Origin of the sequence: Pseudomonas putida S13.1.2 (assembly GCF_000498395.2) — a bacterium.
Lineage (GTDB): Bacteria > Pseudomonadota > Gammaproteobacteria > Pseudomonadales > Pseudomonadaceae > Aquipseudomonas > Aquipseudomonas putida_Q.
In genome coordinates, this window is sequence record NZ_CP010979.1 from 3,047,838 (window position 1) to 3,072,783 (window position 24,946).

The following is a 24,946-nucleotide window of genomic DNA, read 5'->3' on the forward strand; positions in this document are numbered from 1 at the left end:
TAAAGTCGCCTATTCCTACACGGCCCTACACGGAGTGCCCCCATGCTGCGCGCAACCGCCCTGGCCCTGGCCTGCCTTGTCGGCAGCCCGGCCATCGCCGCCGAGCCACCTACCTACGGCCCCCAGCTCGAAGGCTTCAGCTACCCGCACCCGCTCAAGCACTTTGACTTCAAGTCCCAGGGTCAGGCCCTGCAGATGGGCTACATGGACGTCCCCGCACAAGGCCAGGCCAACGGCCACAGCGTGGTGCTGATGCACGGCAAGAACTTCTGCGCCGCCACCTGGGAAACCACCATCGACGCGCTGAGCAAGGCCGGTTACCGGGTCATCGCCCCCGACCAGGTCGGCTTCTGCACTTCCAGCAAGCCCGCGCATTACCAGTACAGCTTCCAGCAGTTGGCGGGCAACACCCATGCCTTGCTCGAACAGCTGGGTATCAGGCAAGCCATCGTGCTAGGGCATTCCACGGGCGGCATGCTCGCCACCCGCTATGCGCTGATGTACCCGCAGCAGGTGGAACGCCTGGCCATGGTCAACCCGATTGGCCTGGAAGACTGGAAAGCCCTGGGCGTGCCCTATCGTACGGTGGACCAGTGGTATGCCCGCGAGCTCAAGCTGGATGCCGAGGGGGTGCGCGAGTATGAGCGCAAGACCTACTACGCCGGGCGCTGGAAGCCGGAGTACGAGCGCTGGGTACAGATGCTGGCGGGCCTGAACAAGGGGCCGGGGCATGAAGCGGTGGCGTGGAACTCGGCGCTGATCTACGACATGATTTTCACCCAACCGGTGTACCACGAGTTCAAGGACCTGCAAATGCCGACCTTGCTGCTGATCGGCGACAAGGACACCACGGCCATTGGCAGCGATATCGCACCGCCGGAGGTAAAGGCGAAGCTGGGCAAGTATGAAGTGCTTGGCCCGCAGGTGGCCAAGCTGATCCCCAAAGGTGAACTGATCACCTTCGAAGGCATGGGGCATGCGCCGCAGATCGAAGAACCCGTGCGGTTCAACCGCACACTGGTCGAGTGGCTGGCCAAGTGAAGCGGGGGCCCGAGACCTGCTCAGCACCTGTGGGAGCGGCCTTGCGTCGCGATGGGCCGCAAAGCGGCCCCCAGCACTCTTCAGCCAAACCGCTGTAGTTGCATCTCCCGCAACCGGCTCAAGGTCCGCTGGTACGGGAATGCCAGATACCCCTGCGTATACAGCTCTTCCAGCGGCACCTCGGCCTCGAGGTACAGTGCCACACGGCGGTCGTAGCACTCATCGACCAGGGCGATAAAGCGGCGTACCGCATCGTCCTTGGGCGACAGCGCCGGCAGTTCGCGGTCGCCTGCCACCACCCGCGCCGCACCATCTTCAGTGCCACGGGCAATGCGACCGGCCTGCTGCTTACCGCCCAGCGCCGGAATACCCGACACCAGGATGGCCGGAAAACGGTCGCAAAGCGCCATGAACTCCATGGCTGCCAGCGGTTGTTCGCACAGGTCGGTAAAGCGGCACCAGATAGCCTGCTCACTGCGCCGCACAACCTGCACCTGCCTGGAGCCAATAGCCAAGGGCTGAACGTTGCCTGCAGTGTCCGGGCTTAGCTGGCGGAGCACCTCGCCCAGCGGGCTGACCTGCCCTGCTTGCGCGACCCAGTAGCGCTGCCGTTCGACGCCCGGGTGCAGCCGGTGGTCCTGCTCGCCTGCCACCGGCAGTACCTGCATGTGCCGCTGGATCGCGGCGATGGCCGGCAGGAACCGCTCGCGGTTGAAGCCATCGCGGTAGAGCTGTTCGGGTGGCTGGTTGGAGGTGGCGACTACCACCACGCCCTGATCGAACAGCACCTGGAACAGGCGACCGAGGATAATGGCGTCGCCAATGTCGTTGACGAACAGTTCGTCGAAGCACAGCACGCGGATCTGCCCGGCCAGCTCCCGGGCCAACGCCAGCAGCGGGTCGGCGGTGCCATTGAGCTGGAACAGGCGCTGGTGGACCCAGGCCATGAAGTGATGGAAGTGCTGACGCCGACTGGGTATGCATAGGCAGCGGTGGAACTGGTCCATCAGCCAGGTCTTGCCCCGCCCGACCGGGCCCCAGAGGTAGATGCCCTGGGTGGGGCGGCGCTGCTCGACAGCCAGGAAGCAGGCCTGCAAGGCATCCACGGCGCTGGCCTGGGCAGGGTCGTCAGCGTAACCCTGAGTGCTCAGGGCTTGCTGGTAAAGGGATTGGGGAGTGATGGCCATGGCCGCATTCTACACAGGTGCCTGTAGGAGCGGCCTTGCGTCGCGATGGGCCGCAGAGCGGCCCCAACAATCTATGCAGCAATGCTGAAATCTTGGGGCCGCTGCGCGGCCCATCGCGACGCAAGGCCGCTCCTACAGGGACCGCGTCAGTCGGCCAGGCCTACCTTCAGCAATGCGCCGTCCTTGTCATCGGTCAGCACATAGATGTAGCCATCCGGCCCAACCCGTACATCGCGGATACGCGCCTTCAAGTCACCCAGCAATCGTTCCTCATGCACCACCTTGTCGCCCTTCAGCTGCAAGCGGATCAGCTCCTGCGTCGCCAACGCACCAATGAACAGGTTGTGGTCCCAGGCCTTGAATGTCGGGCTGTCGTAGAACGCCATGCCGCTGATGCCCGGCGACTTCTCCCACACATGGTGCGGGTCGACCATGCCGTCCACATGCTTGCCCTTGGCCTCGGGAATCGGCAGCAGCGAGTAGTTGATGCCATGGGTCGCAACCGGCCAGCCGTAGTTCTTGCCGGGCTCGGGGATGTTGATTTCGTCACCACCGCGCGGGCCGTGTTCGTGGGTCCACAGCTTGCCGGTCCAGGGGTTGAGCGCGGCACCTTGCTGGTTGCGGTGGCCGAACGACCAGATCTCCGGCCGCACGTTGTCCTTGCCGACGAAGGGGTTGTCCTTGGGCACTTCGCCATCGGGCAAGATGCGCACGATCTTGCCTTGCAGCTTGTCCAGGTCCTGGGCCGTGGGGCGCTGGTTGTTCTCGCCCAAGGCGATGAACAGGTAGCCGTCGCGGTCAAATACCAGGCGCGAGCCGAAGTGGTTGCCCACCGACAGCTTGGGTTGCTGGCGGAAGATCACGCTGAAGTTATCCAGCCGGGCGCGGTCTTCGGACAACTGGCCACGGCCGACGGCGGTGCCGGCCTTGCCGTCACTGCCCTCCTCTGCGAAGGACAGGTACACGGTACGGTCCTTGTCGAACGCCGGCGACAGCACCACATCCAGCAGGCCGCCCTGGCCCTCGGCCCACACCTTGGGCACGCCACTGATCGGCGGGCCGACCTTGCCTTCAGCGTTGACCACCCGCAGGTTGCCAGCGCGCTCGGTTACCAGCATGTCCTTGCCGCCCGGCAGAAACGCCAGGGCCCAAGGGTTGCGCAAGCCGTCCGCCAGGGTGCTGACGGTCAACGTGCCTTCTTCGCTGCGAAACTGTTGCTCTGCCGCCGCCTGCGCCAGCAGGGGCATGAGTGCAGCGGCAGTCAGGGTGGCTAGCCAGGTTGCTCTGGGCATGCAGGATTCCTTTCGTATGGGCTCACGGCGCACGCGTGCTGTCGCGGGGCGGCCGGGTCGGTTCCAGGTTTGGGGTTTGTTGCTGCCGACGCAGGTTGTCGCCGTTGCCGATGCCGCGGTTGTCCAGGCTGGGCGTGCGCTGGTACGGGTCGGTGGACGGGCCGCGCACCGGGGGCGTTGCCGGCATGCTGCCCTGACGGCTGTTGGGGTTGGCGCGCTGGATCGGGCTGTTGTAGGGGTTGTTGTTGCCAGCGGCAAGCTGCAAAGGCTGTTGCGGGGCAGCGTGCCCAGGCAGCCACAAGGCCAGGCCAAGGGCCAGGATGGGCAATGTCGGGTTCATGCTTCACCTCCTGTACGAAAATGCCGCGCCTGGTGGGTTTGATAGCCTAAGGCGCGAGGGGTTCGAGACAAAAGTGTGAATTTGGGCGGAGATGATTCCTGATGTTTCAGTATGTGCTCGTGGGGCTGCTTTGCAGTCCATTGCGACGCAAGGCCCTGTAGGAGCAGCCTTGTGCTGCGAATGGGCCGCAAAGCGGCCCCGGATCACTGGCCCTTGTCTACCTTGTGCCGCGCCGCATACAGGCACAGCATCTCCATCGCCAAAGTCGCCCCCGCCAGCGCCGTGATGTCGGCATGGTCATATGCCGGTGCCACCTCCACCAGGTCCATGCCCACCAAGTTGATACCGCGCAGCCCGCCCAGAATTTCCAGCGCCTGCACCGTGCTCAACCCGCCACACACCGGGGTACCGGTGCCAGGCGCATAGGCCGGGTCGAGGCAGTCGATATCGAAGGTCAGGTACACCGGCCGCTCGCCCACGCGCTGGCGAATCGCCGCAATCACCGCCTCGGTGCCCTGACGGTGCACTTGGCGGGCGTCAACGATGGCAAAGCCCTGGCTGTCGTCATTGGTGGTGCGCAGGCCGATCTGCACCGAGCAGGCAGGGTCCACCAAGCCCTCACGGGCGGCATGCCAGAACATGGTGCCATGGTCGATACGCTTGCCCTCCTGGTCCGGCCAGGTGTCGCTGTGGGCATCGAAGTGGATCAGCGCCAGCGGGCCATGCCGGCGGGCGTGGGCCTTGAGCAGCGGGTAGCTGATGAAGTGGTCGCCGCCCAGGGTAAGCATGGCGCAGCCTGCTTCAAGGATATGCGCGGCATGGGCCTCGATACTGTCTGGCACCGACTGCGGCGTGCCATTGTCGAAAGCGCAGTCGCCATAGTCGATCACGGCCAGGTGGTCGAACGGGTCGAACGCCCACGGCCAGTGCCGGGCCCAGGCCTGTTGCACCGAGGCGGCGCGAATCGCCCGTGGGCCGAAACGCGCCCCTGGGCGGTTGCTGGTGGCGGTATCGAACGGCACTCCACTGACCACCACATCCACACCGCGCAAATCGCGGCTGTAGCGGCGGCGGGAGAAACTGGTAATGCCGGCGTAGGTACTTTCTGCGGCAGTGCCATACAGGCTGTCGCGGGTCATCGCCTGGTCGTTGCTTGCGGCTTGCTCCACGGTCGGGCTCCTTGGTTGTTATCAGTCACTGGCGGCTGCGGAAGGCCGTCCACAGGCGGTTGCGCTGGCGCAGGTCGGCCAGGGCCATGCTGCGGTCGGCGAACAGGCGCTGACGCACTTCGGCAGGCGGATAGATGTCCGGGTCGTTGCGCACCGCCTCGTCCACCAACGGTGTGGCAGCCTGGTTGGCGTTGGCGAAGAACAATGTGTTGGTCAGCGCAGCCACCGACTCGGGCTTGAGCATGAATGCGATGAACGCCCGCGCGGCCTCGGGGTGCGGGGCGTCCTTGGGGATGACCAGGTTGTCCTGCCACACCAGCGTGCCTTCACGCGGGATGCGGTAGATCAGCTCGAACGGCTTGCCGGCGCGGCGGGCCTGGTCGGCCGCCATCGCGGCATCGCCGTTGTAGGTCAGCGCCAGGCACACGCTACCGTTGGCCAGGTCGCTGATCTGCCGGCCATTGGCGACGTAGCTGATCGAGGGTTGCAGCTGGCTCAGCAGCTGCTGCGCGGCGGCCAGGTCATCCTTGTCCTGGCTGTACGGGTCCTTGCCCAGGTAGTTCAGGGCCACGCCGATCACCTCCTGCGGCGAATCGGGCATGGCGATGCCACAGTCCTTCAACCGGCTGGCGTATTCGGGCTTGAACAGCAGGTCGAGGCTGTCCAGCGGCACGTCGCCCAGGCGCTGGCGCACGGCCTGCACATTCACCCCAAGGCCCAGCGTACCCCAGGTGTACGGCACGGCATGGCGGTTGCCGGGGTCGGCCTCGGCCAGCTTGGCCAGCAGGTCCTTGTCGAGGTTGCTGTAGCCGGGCATGGCCTGGGGGTCGAGCGCTTGCAGGGCATTGGCCTTGAGCGCCCGGGCCAGCACGGTCGACGATGGCACCACCACATCGTAACCACTGCCACCGGTGAGCAGCTTGGTCTCCAGCACTTCGGTGGTGTCGAAGGTGTCGTAGCGCACCTTGTAGCCGGTTTCCTGTTCGAAGCGCTGGAGGGTTTGCGGGGCGACGTAGTCCGCCCAGCTGTAGAGGTTGACGACCTTTTCTTCGGCCTGCAGCGGCAGGGCCAGGACCAGGGACAACAGGCACAACGATCGACGCATGACGGACACCTCGGCAAATGGGTGGATGCCGCGAGCATGCCAGCCGGGTTACATTGCAGGAATGACAACTTTGCAAAGCTGACATTCATCAGGAGCAATGTAATGCTCGGACAAGTGCACGACCCCGACCTGCACCTGCTGCGGCTGTTCGTCACTGTAGTCGAGGCCGGGGGCTTCAGCGCCGCGCAAGGCGTGCTGGGCCTGAGCCAGCCCACCATCAGCCAGCGCATGGCGCAGCTGGAAACACGCCTGGGCTACCGCCTGTGCAGCCGAGGCAAGGGTGGCTTTCACCTGACGGAGAAAGGCGCGTTGCTACTGGAGGCAGCGCGTGGGCTGCTGCTGAGCATCGAGCAGTTTCGCCAGCAGGCCAACGGCGTTGCCGGGCGGTTGCTGGGGACCGTGCGCATCGGCATGGCAGAAAACCAGGACAAGGCAGTGAGCCTGAAACTGGCGGCGGCCATCACGGCGTTCCGCACACGGGAGGAATCAGTGCAGCTGGAGCTGATCAGTGCACCGCCGGCAGAGCTGGAGCGGTTGTTGCTGGAGCAGCGGCTGGATTACGCCATCAGCTACTTCTCCGGCAAGCAGGCGGCCTTTGATTACCAGCCATTGTTCCAGGAGCGGCAACGGCTGTATTGCGGCAAGGGGCATGTGCTGTTCGGCGAATCGGGTGTTGAGCTTGAGCGGTTGCTGGAGATGGACCAGGTGCGCCATCCCTACCGGTTTCTCAAAGGCGGCGAGCCGTTCCAGAGCCGGCGCAGCATGGCGGTAGCGGAGCAGATCGAGAGCGTGCTGACGTTCATTCTGTCGGGGCGGCATATGGGTTACCTGCCCTGCCACTGCGCGCAGGCCTGGGAGGCCGAGGGGTTGTTGTGGGCGTTGGACCCGGGGCTGGATTTTGTGGTGCCATTTACCCTGGCCCGGCATCGGGCACAGGTGACGGGTGAAGCGCAGCAGGCGTTTGCCGAGGATTTGCTCGTAGCGTTTACCTGAACCGGCCTCTTCGCGGGTGAACCCGCTCCCACAAGATTTTCACTGGGCCTGAGGGCAGCGCTTTACCTGTAGGAGCGGCCTTGTGTCGCGATGGGGTGCGAAGCGCCCCCACGATTTCAGCTTCGCCGCATAGTTTGCCGGGGCCGCTTTGCGGCCCTATCGCGACACAAGGCCGCTCCTACAAGGGGCCGGGCACGCCTTGGAGAAGGGTTAGTAAGCCATGCTCCAGGTCAGGGTGTAGGTACGCCCGCGCCCCTGGTAGTCATACAGGTACGCCGGGCCGTAAGTCGGCGAATAGAACAGCGTCGCGCGTTGGCCCCAGACCGTGCTGTACTGCTTGTCCAGCAGGTTCTGGATGCCGGCGCTGAAGGTGCCGAAGCCGGTGTCCTGGCTGCCCAGCAGGTCGAAGGTGGTGTAACCGTCGATCTCGTGGTCGGCATCGTCTTTCAGGCTGAACGCATGGTTGGCCTGCAGCCGCGCACTGCGGCCATCGCCCTTCCAGCCAACGAATGCAGTGGCTTTGGACAAGGATGCATAGCGGGCATCACGCTTGTTCCAGCCGCCGTCGGCAGCCTCTTCCTCGGAGCGGGTCAGGTGCAGGGTACCGCCCGCCTCCCAGCCCGTCTGGAAGTGCCGGGTCAGCGCACCTTCAAAGCCGAAGTCGCGGCTCTTCTGCTCTTGCACGTTGATCGTCAGCGTTTGCGAATCGACGTTGATGATCTTGTCCGACCAGATGTAGTACAGCGCCGCCTGGGCATCCCAGTCCAGGTCGGCATAGCGCCAGCCCAGTTCCACCTGGCGGCTCTTGATGCCAGCCAGCGGGTTGTCGGCCACGCTCAGGCCCGGCTTGCCGTAGTACTTGGCAGGGTCTGGCAGGTCGAATCCTTCGCCATAGTTGCTCCATACCTGGTGGCCGTTCTTGAAGTCGTAGATGGCGCCTACGTTGAACAGGTTGACCTGGTAATCGTTGCTGCCGCCCGGTACGCCCTTGAAGTCGCTGACGTCGACGTCCATCTGCTGGTGACGGGCACCGCCGGAGAACGTCAGGTTGTCGGTGGCATGCCAATCCAGCTGGGCGTACACCGACACACCATCGACCCGGTAGCTGGGGTAGCGCGCCGCCTTGCTGTCCTTTTCCAACTCAAGGCCGCCCGACTCGGACGAGGTCAAGGCGTTGAACGTGGTCTGCTCGGCGTTGAAGCGCTCGCGGTCAAGGTCAACGCCATAGGTCAGCTTCAACGTGTCCCACTGTTTGGCGAACAGGCCCTTGAGGCTGGTGACCTCGAAGTTTTGCTGCGAGGCAGCAAAATACACCCCGCGCGAGCCGGTGGGCGTGGCGCGGTTGTAGTACGGGAACGGGTAGAAGTTGTCGTCTTCCTTGCGGTACGAGGCCTGCAGGTAGAAGTCCTGGCCCAGCACGTCGCTGTGGTGGTAATTGGCGTTCAGCAACAAGCGCCGGGTACGCGGCTCCAGGTCCGACGAATAACCGCTGCGCAGCTCGGCGTCTTCCAGGTCGGATGGCGCGTTGTAGTTGAGGTTGGGGAAGTAGATGCCCGTACTGCCGTGGTTGCCCGAATCGTAGTACTGGGCCAGCAGGTCGAGGCTCTGCTGGTCGTTCAACTGCAAGCCCAGGGTGCCGAACACGTCGATTGTGCGGTTGTATTGCAGGTCGGTCTGGGTGTTGTCGATGAAGATCTGGTCGCCGGCACCGTCGTAGAAGGCTTCGTTCTGCTCGCCGGAAATACCCAGGCGGGCATTGACCCGCTCGTTGCCGCCACTGATCGACTGGGCAAAGCGGGTGGCCAAATCATCGCTGTTGTTGAACCCGCTGCTGGCACCGAGCTGGGTCTCGAAACGCGCCGGGCCGGGTTCGCCCTTTTTGGTCACGATGTTGATGATGCCGCCAGTGGCACCACCGCCGTAGATGGCGCTGGCGCCGGACAGCACTTCGACACGCTCGACGTTGAACGGCGAAATGCTGTCGAACTGGCGCGACAGGCCGCGCGAGCTGTTCTGGCTGACCCCGTCGATCATCACCAGCACGCTGCGCCCGCGCATGTTCTGGCCATAGTTGGTGCGCCCTTCTGGCGCCAGGTCCAGGCCAGGTACCAGCTTGCCGATGGCTTCCTTCAGGCTGACGCCGCTGTCGATCTGCTCACGCAGCTGCTGCTGGTCGACCACCCAGACAGTGCCAGGGATTTCACTGATTGCGGTGCTGGTGCGCGAGGCCACACTGACTTCGATCGGCTTCAGGTTAACCGCCTGCGGCGCTGCCTGGGCCTTGCGCAGGGTTACGGTGCGCGCGTCGCTGAAGTGCCAGCTCATGCCGCTGCCGGCCAGCAACTGCTGCAGCGCCTGCTCGACGCTGTAGCTGCCGTGCAACGCCGGGCTGGCAATACCTGCGACGTCACCTGTGGTGTACAGCAAGTGCAGGCCGGCCTGGTCGGCAAAGGTGGTCAGGGCCTGGTCCAGCGGCTGCGCTGGCAGGTCGAGCTGGACCTGGCGAGCCTGCATCTGGGTTTGTTCGGCCGTGGTTGCGGCCGACGCATGCAGCGGGCCGACCAGGATGGCCAGGGCGCTGCAGGACATCAGGGCATGGTGAAGAGCACCGCGACTGCGGTGCAATGGCTTGAGCATCAGAGGCACGAATGAGCTTCCTGACAAGTCGTAAATGAGAATGGGTTGCTGATCAGTCCCACTACGACGATCTGGCTTGCAGGAACTTGCAGTGCCAAATGGAAAATATTTTTATTTCTGTGCCGGCCAGTCAATGAACCACAGCCAACCACGGCAGATAGGTAACCTTCAGCCCATACCGCTGCTCAAGCGTGCGCAGGAGTGCCTCCGGCTCGTCCAGGTCAAACACCCCGCTCACCTCCATCGCCGCCAGCTTGCTGTCGGACAGCACGATGCGCCCATGCCGGTAACGCTCAAGCTCCGTCAGCACCTGCCCCAGCGGTTTGCCGTTGAAGATCAGCTTGCCGCGCTGCCAGGCCATCTGCGCACCGGCATCGGCCGCCACCGCCAGTTCATGTTCGCCGACCTTGGCTTCACCGCGTGCCAACACCACGCGGCCATCGCGACGCACGCTGAAGGTGGCGGCACCACCCTGCACCCGCTCGCCTGCCGTCTCGACCACAAACGGCCGCGGATCATCCGTGGTCTCGAACAGGGCCTCACCGGCATCCAGCACCACCCGGCGTTCGTGCTCACTGAACACCACACTCAACGCACTGGCGCTGTTCAGTGTCACCCGCGTGCCGTCCGCCAAGGTAACCACCTGCCGTTCACCCACCGCGGTGTGGTAGTCGGCCAGCAACATCGGCGCTTGCTGCCAACCCGCCACAGCGGCAACCAGCAACACCACAGAGGCAGCCACACCCGCCTGCTTGAGCCAGTCGCGGCAATGGCGCAGGGCCTGGCCGATATACTTGGCCACCATGCTCTCGGAAACCCCCAGCCGCTGTGCAATCTGCGCCTGGGTCAGGCCTTCGACGCGGTTCAGCAACAACGCCTGGCGGGCATTGTCGGGCAGTTTCAGTAGCGCATCGTCAAGGATCTGCAGGCGCTCCCGGGCCAGCAACATCGCCTCGGGCGCTGGCGCCGGGCAGGCCAGCTCACCCGCTGCGTCACAGTCGTCATGGCTGGCAGCCAGGCGCTGCTCACGGCGCAAGGCATCGATTGCCAGGTTACCGGCCACGCGGAAGATGAAGCTGCGGGCGTGCAGCACCGGCACCGCCTGGGCATCGATTTTCACCAGCTTCAGGTAGGTTTCCTGCGCCACGTCGGCGGCGCGCTGGCGGTCGCTCATGCGCCGGGTCAGAAACTGCAACAGGTCGTCGTAGTGCTCCTGGAAAGTCGCCAGCAGGCCCGACACGGGTGACGTCAGCATGGGTTTGGGAACAGCCAATGGGATGAGTTATCGGGCGTTAATGAGAAATAGTATCTTTCATCTGCAAGGAGACTTTCAACGCCGACGCGCATTTGCCACACTGACTACTCGCCCACTCCGGCAAGGTCGCCCTCAATGACTGCCCGCCTGTACCGCTGTACCCGCCTGTTTCTCGTCCTGCTGATGGCTTATGGCCTGGGCGCTTGCGCACTGTTCCAGCCACGCGACCCCGTCAACATCAGCGTGATCGGCATCGAACCGCTGCCCGGGCAGGAACTGGAACTGCGCATGGCCGTGAAAATGCGGGTGCAAAACCCCAACGAGTCGCCGATCGACTACAACGGGATCGCCCTCAACCTGGAGGTGAACGGCCAGCCGCTGGCCGCCGGGGTCAGCGACCAGCAGGGGCATATTGGCCGCTATGACGAAGCGGTGATCGTGGTGCCGGTGAGCGTCACGGCGTTTTCCTTCCTGCGCCAAGCCTATGGGCTGGGCACGGTGGACTCGCTGAAGGGTTTGCCCTACAAGCTACGCGGTAAACTGGCAGGCGGGTTGCTGGGGACCGTGCGCTTTACTGACGAGGGCAAGCTGGACCTGCCCAAAGGCGCCTACTGGTAAGCGCCCGTCGGGACTGTTCAGCGGCTGGCGCTGGCGGCGGCCATCAGCTTGTTGACTTCGCTGCGCACCATGCTGGCGTATTCGGGCGGCGACATGGCGTCCAGTTCGGCGCGTACCCACTCGGCCCATTTACCCTTGCGCCGCGGCTTTTCGGCAATCAGCCGGGCCGCATCGCCCTTGGCCTTGCCCAGGTTGCTTTGCCACATCTCGAACAGCCGCGCCTTCTCTGCCTCGATCTGCGCCCGTTCCTCGAAGCTCATGTTGGCCAGATTGAAACTCATGAAGGTACCTGCAGGTTTGAAAATGGCCGCTATCTTACACCCAGGCAACGCAACATCGGAAAGCCACCGCAACTTTCCCGACGCAGCGGCATCCATTGTTCACACTACCCATCAACGAGGACGAGTTCATGGCCCGTAAAAACGCCACGCTGACCGACAGCGATCAGATCAAGGACCAGGTATTCAGCGAACTGCAATCGCTGATCGAAGAATCGGAAAAACTGCTGAACGACAGTGCCACCCTGGTGGGCGAAGAAGCAGAAACCCTGCGAGCGCAGGTCAGCCTGAAACTGAAACAGGCGCGCCAGGCCGCTGGCAATGTGCGGGACAAGGCGCAACCGGTGGTGGACGCCACCCAGGACTATATCGGCGGCCACCCGTGGCAGACCGTAGCCATTTCCGCCGGCCTGGGGCTGGTGGTGGGGCTGCTGCTGGGCCGGCGCAACTGAAGCCTGGCCGCCTGGTGCAAATCAGGCGGCCAGCACCTGCGGGATACCGCTGTGGAAGCGCAGTTCCTGGTCCGGAGACTGGATCAGCTCCACTTCTGCAGCGCGCACCAGTTCAACCCGGCGGGCGATGTCTGCCTCATCCCCATAGTTGTGCGCCAGTTTCAGGTAGCCCTGGTAATGGCGCGCTTCGCTCTTCAGCAGGCCGTGATAGAAGCGGCCCAGCTCTTCGTCCAGGTGCGGCACCAGCGCCGCAAAGCGCTCGCAACTGCGTGCCTCGATGAACGCCCCCACAACCAGTGTGTCCACCAGTTTGACCGGCTCGTGGGCGCGCACCAGGCGGCGCAGCCCCGAGGCATAGCGCCCCGCCGACACCGGCCGCAGAGGCACGCCACGGCGCTTCATCAGGCGCAATACCTGTTCGTGGTGCACCAGCTCCTCGCGGGCCAGGCGCGACATCATGTTGATCAGGTCGAGGTGGGTGTTGTACTTGGCCATCAGGCTCAAGGCCGTGCTCGCGGCTTTGAATTCGCAGTTCTTGTGGTCGATCAGCAGGGTTTCCTGGTCGGCGAGCGCCGCTTCGATCCAGGCGTCTGGCGTCGGGCAGCCAAGAAAGGCATCGATTTCTGGGATCAGGGACATAAGCGTGCAACCACACAGAACAGGCAGGGCCGGCGATTATACCGGCGGCGGCGGGCGGCGCCAGTGACTATGCTTGTTGATGTACATCAAGCGCCAGCTAGGCGCGCCCCGTCTATAGTCAGGCATCGGTCGCCACCTTTGAAGGGAGCTCACGCCCATGCAAGCCGTCCGCAGCATCCTTGTCGTCCTCGACCCTGAGCACGCCCACAGCCGGGCGCTGACCCGGGCCAAGCTGATCGCCGGCGTCACTGGCGCACGCCTGCACCTGCTGATGTGCGATAAACGGCATGATCACACTGCGCTGCTGAGCCTGCTGAGCAGCCAGCTGCATGATGACGGCTACGACAACATCACCCATGAGGCGGCTTGGCGCGACAACCTGCACGACACCATCATCTACGTACAGCAGGCCGAGGGCTGCGATCTGGTGATCAAGGAACACCGCCCGGACAACCCGCTGAAGAAGGCCCTGCTCACCCCCAGTGACTGGAAGCTGCTGCGTCAATGCCCGTGTGCCGTGCTGATGGTCAAGAGCGAACGGCCGTGGACCGGTGGCAAGATTCTGGCCGCGGTGGACGTGGGCAACCAGGACGAAGACCATCGCCGCCTGCATGCCAGCATCATCGACCATGGCTTCGAGATTGCCAAACTGGCCAAGGGCGAACTGCATGTCATCAGCGCCCACCCGTCGCCAATGCTGTCGGCCTCCGACCCGACCTACCAGCTGAGCGAGACCATCGAACAGCGCTACCGCGAAGCGTGCAAGGCGTTCCAGGCCGAGTACGGCATCAGCGAAGAATGCCTGCATGTGGCCGAAGGGCCGGCGGATGTGCTGATTCCGCATACCGAGAAGAAGCTCGAGGCGGTGGTGACGGTGATTGGTACGGTGTGCCGCACGGGGATTTCCGGGGCGTTGATTGGCAATACTTCGGAGGTGGTGCTGGATGCCCTTGAGGGGGATGTGCTGGTGCTCAAGAGTGAGGAAGCCATCGCCCACCAGGCCGAATTAGCCCGCGGCTGATGCAATCGACACGATTGGCGCAATTGGCGCGGTCCCCGTAGGACCGCGCAAATCCGCTACGGCATCGCCTCCAGCACCTTCGGGTCCAGCCCCTCACCTGCATTGGCCTCGATCCATTCTGCCAGTTGCCGGCGCATGGCTGGCGTCCAGAAGCTTTGCAGATGCTGGCGCACCCCCTGCACCGCCAGCGCCCGGTCTGGTTCGCTGTCGAAGTAATGGGCAATCTGGTTGGCCATCTTGACCAGGTTGTCGCTGCTCATCGGCGCACCTCGGCTTGCTCTGCTGTACGGCGCTCTTGCAGCAGGCGCCGCTGTTCGTCACTGAAGTCCTGGTAGCGCTTTTGCCATTGCGATGGCTGGAACACTTTCACCACTTCCACTGCCGTCACCTTGTACTCGGGGCAGTTGGTGGCCCAGTCGGAGTTGTCGGTGGTGATCACGTTAGCCCCCGACTCGGGGAAGTGGAACGTGGTGTACACCACACCCGGCGCTACCCGCGCACTGACCTTGGCGCGCAGCACGGTCTGCCCCGCGCGGCTGCCAATGCCAACCCAGTCACCGTCCTGGATGCCTCGGCTTTCGGCGTCAGTCGGGTGGATTTCCAGGCGGTCGGCGTCATGCCAGGCGACGTTGCCGGTACGTCGGGTCTGGGCGCCGACGTTGTACTGGCTGAGAATGCGCCCGGTTGTCAGCAGCAACGGATAGCGGTTGTTGACCTTTTCGTCGGTAGGCACATAGCCGGTGAGCATGAAGCGGCCCTTGCCACGCACGAACTGGTCGATGTGCATGGTCGGCGTGCCGTCGGGCGCGGCGTCGTTGCACGGCCACTGCAGGCTGCCATGGCGGTCGATTTCGGCGTAGCTGACGCGGCGGAAGGTCGGCGTCAGGCGGGCGATCTCGTCCATGATCTCGGACGGGTGGCGGTAGTTCATCGGGTAGCCCAAGGCGTTGGCCAAGGCCACGGTCGCTTCCCAGTCGGCCTTGCCGGCCAGCGGCTCCATGACCTTGCGCACCCGCGAAATACGCCGCTCGGCATTGGTGAAGGTGCCGTCCTTTTCCAGGAACGAGCAGCCCGGCAGGAACACATGGGCGAATTTGGCCGTTTCGTTGAGGAAAATGTCCTGCACCACCACGCATTCCATGGCGTGCAAGGCCGCCGTGACATGCTGGGTGTTGGGGTCGCTCTGCGCGATGTCCTCGCCCTGGCAGTACAGGGCCTTGAAGCTGCCGTCCAGCGCTGCCTCGAACATGTTGGGGATGCGCAGGCCCGGGTCGGGCTGCAAGGTCACGCCCCAGGCGCGCTCGAACTCGGCGCGCACGCCCTCGTTGGAAATATGCCGATAGCCGGGCAGCTCGTGGGGGAACGAACCCATGTCGCACGAGCCCTGCACGTTGTTCTGCCCACGTAGCGGGTTCACCCCTACCCCTTCACGGCCGATATTGCCGGTGGCCATGGCCAGGTTGGCGATGCCCATCACCGCAGTGCTGCCCTGGCTGTGCTCGGTCACGCCCAGGCCGTAGTAGATGGCCGCGTTGCCACCGGTGGCATACAGTCGCGCCGCGGCGCGGATCTGATCGGCGGGCACGCCACAGACCGGGCCCAGCACCTCGGGGGCGTTGTCTGCCTGGCTGACAAAGTCGCGCCAGCGGGCAAAGTCTTCGGTTTCGCAGCGGGCATCGATGAAGCGCTGGGCCAGCAGGCCCTCGGTGACGATCACGTGGGCCAGGGCGTTGAGCATGGCCACGTTGGTACCGGGGCGCAGTTGCAGGTGCAGCTCGGCGCGGGCGTGCGGCGAGTCGACCAGGTCGATGCGCCGTGGGTCGATCACGATCAGCCGCGCGCCCTGACGCAGGCGGCGCTTGAGCTGCGAACCGAACACCGGGTGGGCGTCTGTGGGGTTGGCGCCGATCACCAGCACCACGTCGGCCTGCATCACCGAATCAAAGCTTTGCGTGCCGGCCGATTCACCCAAGGTCTGTTTCAGGCCATAGCCGGTGGGCGAGTGGCACACCCGCGCACAGGTATCGACGTTGTTGTTGCCGAACGCCGTGCGTACCAGTTTTTGCACCAGGTAGGCTTCTTCGTTGGTGCAGCGGCTGGAGGTGATGCCACCGATGGAATCACGCCCGTACTTGAGCTGGATGCGTCGGAACTCGCTGGCAGCGTAGGCCACCGCTTCGTCCCAGCTCACTTCCTGCCACGGGTCTTCCAGGCGCTTGCGGATCATCGGCTTGGTAATGCGATCCGGGTGGGTGGCGTAGCCCCAGGCGAAGCGGCCCTTGACGCAGGCGTGGCCGTGGTTGGCCCCGCCGTTCTTGTCCGGCACCATACGCACCAGCTGGTCGCCTTTCATTTCGGCGCGGAACGAACAACCGACGCCGCAGTAGGCGCAGGTGGTGATAACCGAACGCTCAGGCTGACCAAGCTGCACCAGGCTCTTTTCCGTCAGCGTCGCGGTTGGGCAGGCCTGTACGCAGGCGCCGCACGACACGCATTCGGAAGCGAGGAAGTTATCGCCGCCCGCTGCCGCCACCCGCGACTCGAAACCGCGGCCGGTGATGGTCAGGGCGAAGGTGCCCTGGATATCTTCGCAGGCGCGCACACAGCGGCTGCAGACGATGCATTTGCTGGGCTCGTAGTCAAAATACGGGTTGGAAACATCCTTCTTCTCGGCCAGGTGGTTGGCGCCGTCGTAGCCGTAGCGCACCTCGCGCAGGCCCACCTGACCGGCAACGGTCTGCAGCTCGCAGTTGCCGTTGGCCGAGCACGTCAGGCAGTCCAGCGGGTGGTCAGAAATGTACAACTCCATCACGTTGCGGCGCAGGCCGGCCAGGCGTGGCGTTTCGGTACGCACCACCATGCCTTCGCTGACCGGCGTGGTGCAGGACGCCGGGTAGCCGCGCATGCCTTCGATTTCCACCATGCACATGCGGCATGAGCCGAAGGCTTCAAGGCTGTCGGTGGCACACAGTTTGGGGATGCTGGTGCCGAGCATGGCCGCGGCGCGCATCACCGAGGTGCCGGCAGGCACGCTGATGGCACGGCCGTCGATGCTCAGGCTGACCTGCACGTCGCTGTCACGGGCCGGGGTGCCGAGGTCGCTGCTTTTATCAGAAGCGGGGTCGAAGAAATTGATCACTGCGCGGCCTCCATGGTGGTAAGCCCAAAATCGGCGGGGAAGTACTTGAGCGCGCTGGCCACCGGGTAAGCAGTCATGCCGCCCATGGCGCATAGCGAGCCGTACTGCATGGTGTCGCAGAGGTCGCGCAGCAACAGGGCCTGGTCGTGGCGTTCGGTTAAATCAGTCGATGCGATCAACCGATCGACCACTTCCATGCCCCGGGTGGAGCCGATGCGGCACGGGGTACACTTGCCGCAGGATTCTTCGGCGCAGAACTGCAGGGCGAAGCGCGCCATGCTGGCCATGTTCAGGGTGTCGTCGGCCACCACCACACCGCCGTGGCCGAGCATCGCGCCCATGGCGGCGAAGGCTTCATAGTCCAGCGGGGTGTCGAAGTGGCTGGGGGGTACCCAGGCGCCGAGCGGGCCGCCGACCTGCGCAGCCTTCAGCGGCCGGCCACTGGCCGTACCACCGCCATAACCCTCCACCAGCTCGCGCAGGGTCAGGCCGAAGGCACGTTCCACCAGTCCGCCCTGGCGGATGTTGCCGGCCAGCTGGAACGGCATGGTGCCCAGCGAGCGGCCCATGCCGAAATCGCGATAGAACGCCGCGCCCTTGGCCAGGATGATGGGCACCGAAGCCAGGGTGAGCACGTTGTGCACCAGGGTCGGCAGGCCGAACAGGCCTTGCAGCGCAGGCAGTGGCGGCTTGGCGCGGACGATGCCGCGCTTGCCTTCGATGGACTCGAGCAGCGCAGTTTCTTCGCCGCAGATATAGGCGCCGGCACCCACCCGCACTTCAAGGTCGAACGCCTGGCCGCTGCCGGCTACGTCGGTGCCGAGGTAGCCAGCATCACGGGCGATGGCGAAGGCCTGGTCCAGCACGCGAATGGCATCCGGGTATTCCGAGCGCACATAGATGTAGCCCTTGTCGGCGCCCACGGCCAGGCCGGCAATGATCATGCCTTCGATCAGCAGGAAGGGCTCGCCTTCCATCAGCATACGGTCGGCGAAGGTACCGGAGTCGCCCTCGTCGGCGTTGCATACCACGTACTTCTGCCCAGCCCCGGCGTCGCGCACGGTGCGCCACTTGATGCCGGCGGGGAACGCCGCACCGCCACGGCCACGCAGGCCGGAGTCGAGCACGGCAGCGACCACCTCGGCACCGTTCAGGGCCACGGCCGCTTCAAGGCCGGCAAAACCGCCATGGGCGCGATAGTCGTCCAGCGACAACGGGCGAGTGATGCCGGCGCGGGCGAACAGCAACCGCTGCTGGGTTTTCAGGTAAGGGATTTCTTCGACCAGCCCCAACGCCAGCGAATGGCCCTCGGGGTCACCGGCCAGGGCGTCGAGCAGTGACGGCACGTCTTGCGCAGTAACCGGGCCGAAACCAAGGCGCCCTTGCGCACTGTCGCACTCGATCAGCGGCTCCAGCCAGTACAGCCCGCGTGAGCTGGTGCGCTGGATGTCCAGCGGCAGCTGGCGGCGCTCGGCCTCGCGCTGCAAGGCATCGGCAACCTGGTCGGCCCCCACGGCACGGGCCACCGAGTCGCAGGGAATGTAGAGCTTCAGCATGCTGCGTCCTCCCGGCAAGCGTTTACCAATGCACGCAGGCGCTCAGGGGTAAGCCGCGCATGCACCTGGCCATCCAGCTCCAGCGCTGGCGAGCAGGCACAGGCGCCCAGGCAGTAAACCGGGCGCAGGCTGATGGCACCGTCGGCGCTGGTGCCATGGTCGTCCAGTGCCAGCTGATCACGCAGTTGCGCGGCCAGTGCCTCGGCGCCACGGCTTTGGCACGATTCGGCGCGGCACAGGCGCAGGGTGTGGCGCGCCGGCGGCGAAGTACGAAAGTCGTGGTAAAAGCTGATCACCCCGCGCACCTCGGCCAGGCTGAGGTTCAGGGCATGGGCAATTTCCGGCACAGCGGCATCGGGGATGAAGCCGATGTCGTGCTGGATGGCATGCAGGATCGGCAACAGGGCGCCGGGGGTAGCCTTGTCACGGGCAAGAATACGGTGAATCACGGGCAGGTGGAGCAGTTCATCAGGCATACAGCGGACCTCGGCATCACGGACCCCGCCTGAATTATTGTGAGGGCAGGTATCCAGCGTGTTCTGCTGCGGCGCGTCGGCCACGTCACGGTTGCGCGGCGCCGACGGCCTCCTTGCCCACGGCCGCGCATCTGCGCACGCTGGTCCGAAGGCATCCTGCAAGCATGGCACTTGTGGGGCCAGGGGGTTGCGTGCGAACGACCAGGCGCATCCTGAAACCGACGCCAAGTGTTACGGCCCCTGCACGGTATGCGGGATTTTAGAGCAGTACAGGTGCTTCGATGACTACCCCAGGCTAATGCCCGGCGAGAGCAGCCTTGCCTAGGTGCCACCGGCCGGGAAGGCGCGCAAAGCGCCCCCGGTAATTCGGCACAGGCCTCAGGCCACTGCCTTGTCTACACTGCGCCCGGCTTCCAGCTCACGCACCAGCGGCAACACGCGCTCGCCAAAGTACGCCACTTCCTCCTGGAAATGCAGGAAGCCGGACAGGATCAAATCCACCCCTACTGCCTTCAGCGCAACGATGCGCTCGGCAATTTGCTGCGGCGTGCCGATCAGGTTGGTCTTGAAGCCATCGTTGTACTGCACCAGGTCCTCGAAGCTGGATTTGGCCCAATTGCCCTCGCCTTCCGGGCTGGCAGCCCCGGCGTGCTTTACCTCGTTGCCGAACGCCCGCACTGCCTCGGGGTTGGCCTTGTCGATGATCTCCTGCAACACCGCCCGCGCCTCTTCCTCGGTGTCGCGGGCAATGATGAAGGCATTCACCCCAACCTTGACCGAGTGGCCGTTGGCTGCGGCCTTGGCGCGGATATCATCGACCTGGGCCTTGATCCCTTCCACGCTGTTGCCGTTGGTGAAGTACCAGTCCGACACCCGCGCGGCCATGTCCCGCGCCGCACGCGAACTGCCGCCCTGGAAGATCTCGGGGTGCGGCTGCTGCAGCGGCTTGGGTTTGAGGTTGTAGTCACGGAAGCGATAGAAGTCGCCGTTGAAGGTGAAGTTGTCTTGCGTCCAGATGCCCTTGAGCGCGCGGATGAACTCCTCGGAACGGCGATAGCGTTCGTCGTGGTCCAGCCACGGCTCACCGATGGCGTGGAACTCGCCCTTGAACCAGCCCGACACCACGTTGATGGCGATGCGGCCATGGGTGAACTGGTCGATGCTGGCCAACTGCTTGGCCGCCAGCGCCGGGTTCCACGGCCCTGGCAGGATGGCGGCGATGACCTTGAGCTTTTCCGTGGCAGCCAGCAGCGCGTGGCTGATGGTGACCGACTCATGCTGGTTGTCGGCACCGTAGCCGGCGGTGAAGCGGATTTGCGACAGGGCGTAGTCGAAGCCGGCTTTTTCAGCGATTTGCGCAAGCTTGCGGTTGTAGTCGATGTCCCAGCTGGTGCGCTGCTCGATGGTGCTGACCACCAGGCCACCGCTGACGTTGGGGACCCAGTAGGCGAACTTGAGTGGGGCGTGGCTCATGGGGAGGCTCCTTGAGAATCCTTGGGGTTCAAGGAGGCAGGAGCAGCAAGCATGCCAACGGCTGGATTGCTTTACTTTCAACGGGTTAATGGAATTAGTCGGCGATGTTGACTGCATGGGGTCAAACACGCTGTCGGATCACTGTTGCCTGCGCAACACCGCCGCTTGCTGCTGGCTCGTCAAGTGGAAAATCCTGATCCAACCATGTAGACCCCGCCCAAACTGATGGGCCACAACCATACGCTCGGCAGCAATTGACTAAATCTCAAGTAGCTATGAAAAGCTACCCTTGACCGCTACCTAATGAACTTTCACTGGTAATGGTCTCAACCCCATTTCCCGAATTTTTCTTACCATAGGATCGAGATCGGAAAATTTAGGGCGATAATGCCCCGATACATTATGAATGTATACTTTCTCCTCCGCCCCAACACTGAACGTCCCCGCACTGACTACTCGCTTATCCTCCAGCAACTCTGCCAACAAGGGATGACTGACATAATCAGACTCTCCTTTTCGACCTGCCAGGGCAATCACCAATTCATTGCCAGCACCCAAGACAAATTTCCTCGGTTTCCAATCGTCACTTCCGAGGTCGGGCGCATCATGCACCCGCTTCCGAGGATCTTCACCTTTACGCGCTTTGAGTATTTTCAATTCCTTGGCCAGCTTCCGCTTGTTGTGGTTTTTTAGGACTCTTACCCCGCTTGGCAGCGTCGGAACCTCTCGGAACGCAGTGAAGAACCTCCGAATATAACGCCATATATGCCCTGATGGATCCACACGATTTATCGGGTCATCAGCGCAGTATCCGTAAGTACTTATTCCTGCCTCTGCGAAAGGAGCATAAGGATCAGGGCTAAGAAACCGCATCAAAATCGGTGAGTAGACCCGAGCGCCGCTCCCCAAAAAGTAAACGTTCATATACCGATCTCGCAACTCACCATTATAAGCTACAACCGTCGCTGTCAGACCACTGGCCTGAAAATAGCCATAACACGAATAGCAAGGCATTTTACCCCTCCACCCATAACAGCTACTAATTTATTCTGCAACTTCATTTTTTTCCACTAGCAAAAATGCCAGTCTCATCCGAATTTATCGGAATACTCCCTATTTCCATCAGCACTATTATCGGGCCTCGCAGGCTGCCTGCAGAGTGACTCCAGAAGTTTGTGCGAACCCTTTAAACCCCTTACGAACGCTTTAATAACCACCGCTGATCAGTCATCAATCTGACAAAGCCTGATGCTGGACTGATCAGGAACTGTGGATCGCAACCGGGCGCATTTACCCATCAGGTTCACCTGCTGGGTTCGGGGGACGGGAAATAATCTCAGCAGTGCTTCCGGTGCCGGAAATCTCACGGCAACTACCAGCTCACACAACATGAACCACCATGAAGAATTCTTTATCAATAAGGCGCCTCATTTGATATAGATTCTCATTCGAAAAGAAATATGCCTTTTACTACTCCTCCGCCTCAGGACTTCTTCCTTGAAACGTCATCTCCCTGCCCGCCTCTTGCTGGTCGGCGCATGCAGCGCCATGCCTGTCGTTCATGCCGCCGACAACCTCACCCTGCCCGCGACCCAGATCGACAGCACGAGCGAAGTGGTGGATGGCGTGAGCCAGGGCTACGAAGGCAGGGCCTCATCCAGCACCACCAAACTGGGCCTGACCGACAAGCAGACCCCGCAGGGCGTGACAACTATCACCCGCCAGGCGCTGGACGATTTCAAGATCACCGGTATCAAGGACGCACTGCGCGCAGCACCGTCGGTAACCGTCGAGCAAACCGAAACCGACCGGACCGAATTCACTTCGCGTGGTTTCGACATCGACACCTTCGAGTACGACGGCATGGGCTTGCCTTTCGTAAGCAGCACGTTGGTAGGTGACCAGGACCTGGCCGAGTACGAGCAGATTGACGTGTTGCACGGCGCCAATGGCTTGATGAGTGGTGCCGGCAACCCGTCGGCCACGGTCAACTTCGTGCGTAAACGCCCGACAGATACCTTCCAGGCGCAGGTCGACACCAGCGTCGGCTCGTGGGACAGCCGCCGTATCGACGTCGATGTTGCAGGCCCGCTGACCGAAAGCGGCAATGTGCGCGGGCGCTTCATCTACTCCCACGACAAGGGCAACTCATGGATGGACCGCTACAGCCACGAGCGCAACGTTGCTGCCGGCCTGCTGGCGTTCGATGTGTCCGACGCCGACACCGTGACCGTGGGCTTCTCCCAGCACAACAGTGATTCCAACGGCAGCACCTGGGGCAACCTGCCACTGGTGGACAATGACGGCAATGCCATCCACTACAGCGGGCGCAGCAACAGCATCGGCCAGCCGTGGACCTACTGGAACCTGCACACCCAGCGGGCCTTCGTCGAGCTGAAGCATGATTTCGGCAATGACTGGAACGCCACGCTCACGGCCACCGGGCAGCAGGAAAAGCAGAACACCAATATGCTTTATGTAGGTGGCGTCTCCGGTGATGTAGCCGACGCGTATGCCAACCACACCCGCAGCGAGGCCCACCAGTTGCTGGGCGAGGCCAAGGTGCAAGGCCCGTTCAGCCTGTTCGGGCGCGAGCACCAGTTGACCTTCGGGGCCGCGTACGGGCGCACGCATCAAAAAGGCCAGGAGTATGACGAAGACCTGGAGCACGGCAGTTTCTTCAACACTTCGTTCTCGGGCATCCTGGCGGGCAATACGCCTATGCCCTCGTTTGGCGTCACCAGTGACGACCTGGCGCAGAACTTCCAGGACACGCAAAAAAGCGTATTCGCCGGTGCGCGCTTCAGCCTGGCCGATAACCTGCACTGGATAGCCGGTGCACGCATGCTCAGCGCCGACGGCAAGGGTGAGAGCTACGGTTCAGAACACTCCACGCGCGCCCATGGCAAAGTCACGCCCTACACCGGCCTGGTCTACGACCTGAACGAGGCATGGAGCATCTACGGCAGCTGGACCAAAATCTACAACCCGCAGTACAACGTGGTCGGTACCGACGGCAAGCTGCTCGACCCACTGGAAGGCAAGAGCATGGAAGTGGGCGTAAAAGGCAGCGTGATGGACGAGCGCCTGCACCTGACCGCTGCGCTGTTCAAGACCGAGCAGCGCAACGTGGCCGTGGATGCCGGGTTCGACGGGGTTCAAGAGGTTTACACACCGGGCGACTTCAAGAGCCACGGCGTAGAGTTGCAGGCATCCGGCGAAGTGGCGCCAGGCCTCGACCTGCTCGCCGGCTACACCTATGTACGTATTGACGATGACAACGGCGAGCGTGCGCGCAAATATGTGCCGGCCCACAGCTTGCGCGGCATGGTCACTTACCGCTTGCCGACCCTGCCACAGATGAAGGTTGGCGCCCGTGTCAGCTGGCAGACCGGCGTCGAGAACGACACCAACAGCGCCATCCACCAGAACGCCTACGGCCTGGTTGACCTGATGACCAGCTACGACATTGACAGCAACTGGAGCACGTCGCTGAACCTGAACAATGTCACCGACCGCAAATACCTGCTGTCGCTGTACAACAACGCGACAACCGCCAGCTACGGTGCACCGCGCAACCTGACGGCTTCGGTGACCTGGAAGTATTGACCCCGCCCGTACTGTGTAGCGGCGCACTGAACGGCATCCAGTGATGGCCCTGGCGCCATTCAGGTAAGCTCAGCCCCTGCAATGCAACTATCAAGGACGGTATCCATGCATTCACTGACTGACGAGCAGTTACTGGCGATCATCCGCGAGAACCCGGTAAACCGGGCACTCCTGGCGGTGCTGGCAACGCTGGATATCCCCCACTGCATGCTGGTGGCAGGCGCCCTGTTCCAGACCTTCTGGAACCACCGCGCAGGGCTGCCTGCCGGCTGGGGCATCAAGGACTATGACATCGCCTACTTTGACGCCGATGTGTCCTGGGAGGCAGAGGACCGGGTTATCACCAGGGTGCAGCAGGCCTGCGCGCACTTGGGCGTCAACGTGGAAGTGCGCAACCAGGCCCGCGTCCACCTGTGGTACCAGGGGAAATTCGGCGGTGCTTATTCGCCATTGCTCAAGGTCACGGATGGCATCGACCGCTACCTGATCCGCTCGACCTGCCTTGGGGTTGATGTGTGCACGGGCACGTTGTACAGCACCCATGGCCTGGATGATCTGCAGCACGATCTGCTGAAGATGAACGAGCTGAACCCACGGCCAGGCTTGTTCAGGGAAAAAGCCGCCAGCTACCGGGAGCGTTGGCCATGGCTTGTCTTGGTCGAGTGA

At 63.2% G+C, this 24,946-nt stretch carries 22 protein-coding genes; 7 read left to right on the plus strand and 15 right to left on the minus strand.

The genetic code is table 11. From position 1 onward, the window contains the following. Positions 1-42: 42 nt before the first annotated feature. A complete protein-coding gene (locus N805_RS13585) occupies positions 43-1,041 on the plus strand; it encodes an alpha/beta fold hydrolase (protein ID WP_028614065.1) in 999 nt (332 codons plus the stop codon). An 80-nt stretch (positions 1,042-1,121) separates the two neighbouring features. Here the strand turns inward: N805_RS13585 and zapE are convergent, their stop codons facing one another. The 5 genes from zapE to N805_RS13610 all read right to left on the minus strand — a co-directional run bounded on the left by zapE (position 1,122) and on the right by N805_RS13610 (position 6,134). Beyond that, entirely contained in the window at positions 1,122-2,228 is a 1,107-nt protein-coding gene (gene zapE / locus N805_RS13590; RefSeq protein ID WP_028614066.1) for a cell division protein ZapE, read from the minus strand. A gap of 146 nt (positions 2,229-2,374) precedes the next feature. Continuing rightward, positions 2,375-3,520: a PQQ-dependent sugar dehydrogenase gene (locus tag N805_RS13595; RefSeq protein WP_028614067.1), complete on the minus strand. Its 1,146-nt coding sequence runs from the start codon at positions 3,518-3,520 to the stop codon at positions 2,375-2,377. A 22-nt stretch (positions 3,521-3,542) separates the two neighbouring features. After that, a complete protein-coding gene (locus N805_RS13600) occupies positions 3,543-3,860 on the minus strand; it encodes a hypothetical protein (protein WP_028614068.1) in 318 nt (105 codons plus the stop codon). 203 nt (positions 3,861-4,063) lie between these two features. Continuing rightward, positions 4,064-5,029 carry an agmatinase gene (speB, locus tag N805_RS13605; protein WP_028614069.1) on the minus strand — a complete coding sequence of 322 codons (966 nt, stop codon included), beginning with the start codon at positions 5,027-5,029 and terminating at the stop codon, positions 4,064-4,066. Positions 5,030-5,054: 25 nt separating this feature from the next. Next, positions 5,055-6,134 (minus strand): polyamine ABC transporter substrate-binding protein, encoded by a 1,080-nt coding sequence (locus N805_RS13610; protein WP_028614070.1) that lies wholly within the window; start codon positions 6,132-6,134, stop codon positions 5,055-5,057. A gap of 102 nt (positions 6,135-6,236) precedes the next feature. On the opposite strand from N805_RS13610, the gene N805_RS13615 reads away from it, so the two are divergent. Further along, positions 6,237-7,127, plus strand: coding sequence for a LysR family transcriptional regulator (locus tag N805_RS13615; protein WP_028614071.1), 891 nt, complete (start codon positions 6,237-6,239; stop codon positions 7,125-7,127). A gap of 210 nt (positions 7,128-7,337) precedes the next feature. On the opposite strand, the gene N805_RS13620 is transcribed toward N805_RS13615, so the two are convergent. Together N805_RS13620 and N805_RS13625 are read right to left on the minus strand one after the other, a co-directional pair. Then, positions 7,338-9,764, minus strand: a complete 2,427-nt coding sequence (locus N805_RS13620; protein ID WP_019473183.1) for a TonB-dependent receptor — start codon at positions 9,762-9,764, stop codon at positions 7,338-7,340. A gap of 130 nt (positions 9,765-9,894) precedes the next feature. Then, positions 9,895-11,019 carry a sigma-70 family RNA polymerase sigma factor gene (locus N805_RS13625; RefSeq protein ID WP_026034645.1) on the minus strand — a complete coding sequence of 375 codons (1,125 nt, stop codon included), beginning with the start codon at positions 11,017-11,019 and terminating at the stop codon, positions 9,895-9,897. Positions 11,020-11,154: 135 nt separating this feature from the next. Here N805_RS13625 and N805_RS13630 point away from each other — a divergent pair, with 135 nt between their 5' ends. Then, complete coding sequence (locus N805_RS13630) at positions 11,155-11,637, plus strand: LEA type 2 family protein (RefSeq protein ID WP_019473181.1); 483 nt, start codon at positions 11,155-11,157, stop codon at positions 11,635-11,637. A gap of 17 nt (positions 11,638-11,654) precedes the next feature. Here N805_RS13630 and N805_RS13635 read toward each other — a convergent pair whose 3' ends face one another. Then, positions 11,655-11,918 carry a hypothetical protein gene (locus N805_RS13635; protein ID WP_019473180.1) on the minus strand — a complete coding sequence of 88 codons (264 nt, stop codon included), beginning with the start codon at positions 11,916-11,918 and terminating at the stop codon, positions 11,655-11,657. A gap of 128 nt (positions 11,919-12,046) precedes the next feature. On the opposite strand from N805_RS13635, the gene N805_RS13640 reads away from it, so the two are divergent. Beyond that, complete coding sequence (locus tag N805_RS13640) at positions 12,047-12,367, plus strand: DUF883 family protein (protein ID WP_019473179.1); 321 nt, start codon at positions 12,047-12,049, stop codon at positions 12,365-12,367. Positions 12,368-12,388: 21 nt separating this feature from the next. Here N805_RS13640 and N805_RS13645 read toward each other — a convergent pair whose 3' ends face one another. Further along, positions 12,389-13,006 carry a tRNA-(ms[2]io[6]A)-hydroxylase gene (locus N805_RS13645; RefSeq protein WP_019473178.1) on the minus strand — a complete coding sequence of 206 codons (618 nt, stop codon included), beginning with the start codon at positions 13,004-13,006 and terminating at the stop codon, positions 12,389-12,391. A gap of 157 nt (positions 13,007-13,163) precedes the next feature. Between N805_RS13645 and N805_RS13650 the strand changes: the two genes are divergently transcribed. Then, positions 13,164-14,027 carry a universal stress protein gene (locus tag N805_RS13650; RefSeq protein WP_019473177.1) on the plus strand — a complete coding sequence of 288 codons (864 nt, stop codon included), beginning with the start codon at positions 13,164-13,166 and terminating at the stop codon, positions 14,025-14,027. Positions 14,028-14,083: 56 nt separating this feature from the next. Here N805_RS13650 and N805_RS13655 read toward each other — a convergent pair whose 3' ends face one another. The 6 genes from N805_RS13655 to N805_RS29855 all read right to left on the minus strand — a co-directional run bounded on the left by N805_RS13655 (position 14,084) and on the right by N805_RS29855 (position 21,685). Next, positions 14,084-14,287, minus strand: coding sequence for a formate dehydrogenase subunit delta (locus tag N805_RS13655; protein WP_019473176.1), 204 nt, complete (start codon positions 14,285-14,287; stop codon positions 14,084-14,086). Continuing rightward, on the minus strand, positions 14,284-17,166 hold the full coding sequence (fdhF, locus tag N805_RS13660) for a formate dehydrogenase subunit alpha (RefSeq protein ID WP_019473175.1): 2,883 nt from the start codon (positions 17,164-17,166) through the stop codon (positions 14,284-14,286). Before fdhF ends, N805_RS13655 begins: the two co-directional genes overlap by 4 nt. Next, entirely contained in the window at positions 17,163-18,722 is a 1,560-nt protein-coding gene (locus tag N805_RS13665; RefSeq protein ID WP_019473174.1) for a formate dehydrogenase beta subunit, read from the minus strand. The genes fdhF and N805_RS13665 overlap by 4 nt, the downstream gene beginning before the upstream one ends. Then, on the minus strand, positions 18,716-19,198 hold the full coding sequence (locus N805_RS13670; RefSeq protein WP_026034644.1) for a formate dehydrogenase subunit gamma: 483 nt from the start codon (positions 19,196-19,198) through the stop codon (positions 18,716-18,718). The genes N805_RS13665 and N805_RS13670 overlap by 7 nt, the downstream gene beginning before the upstream one ends. 378 nt (positions 19,199-19,576) lie before the next feature. Further along, a complete protein-coding gene (sfnG, locus tag N805_RS13675; protein WP_019473172.1) occupies positions 19,577-20,671 on the minus strand; it encodes a dimethylsulfone monooxygenase SfnG in 1,095 nt (364 codons plus the stop codon). 300 nt (positions 20,672-20,971) lie between these two features. Beyond that, the gene (locus N805_RS29855; RefSeq protein ID WP_080956803.1) at positions 20,972-21,685 is read right to left on the minus strand and encodes an RHS repeat-associated core domain-containing protein; all 714 of its coding nucleotides are present in this window, start codon (positions 21,683-21,685) and stop codon (positions 20,972-20,974) included. 534 nt (positions 21,686-22,219) lie between these two features. Between N805_RS29855 and N805_RS13685 the strand changes: the two genes are divergently transcribed. Together N805_RS13685 and N805_RS13690 are read left to right on the plus strand one after the other, a co-directional pair. Then, positions 22,220-24,280, plus strand: coding sequence for a TonB-dependent siderophore receptor (locus N805_RS13685; RefSeq protein ID WP_230685733.1), 2,061 nt, complete (start codon positions 22,220-22,222; stop codon positions 24,278-24,280). Between the two features lie 105 nt (positions 24,281-24,385). Further along, positions 24,386-24,946, plus strand: coding sequence for a nucleotidyltransferase family protein (locus tag N805_RS13690; RefSeq protein WP_019473169.1), 561 nt, complete (start codon positions 24,386-24,388; stop codon positions 24,944-24,946).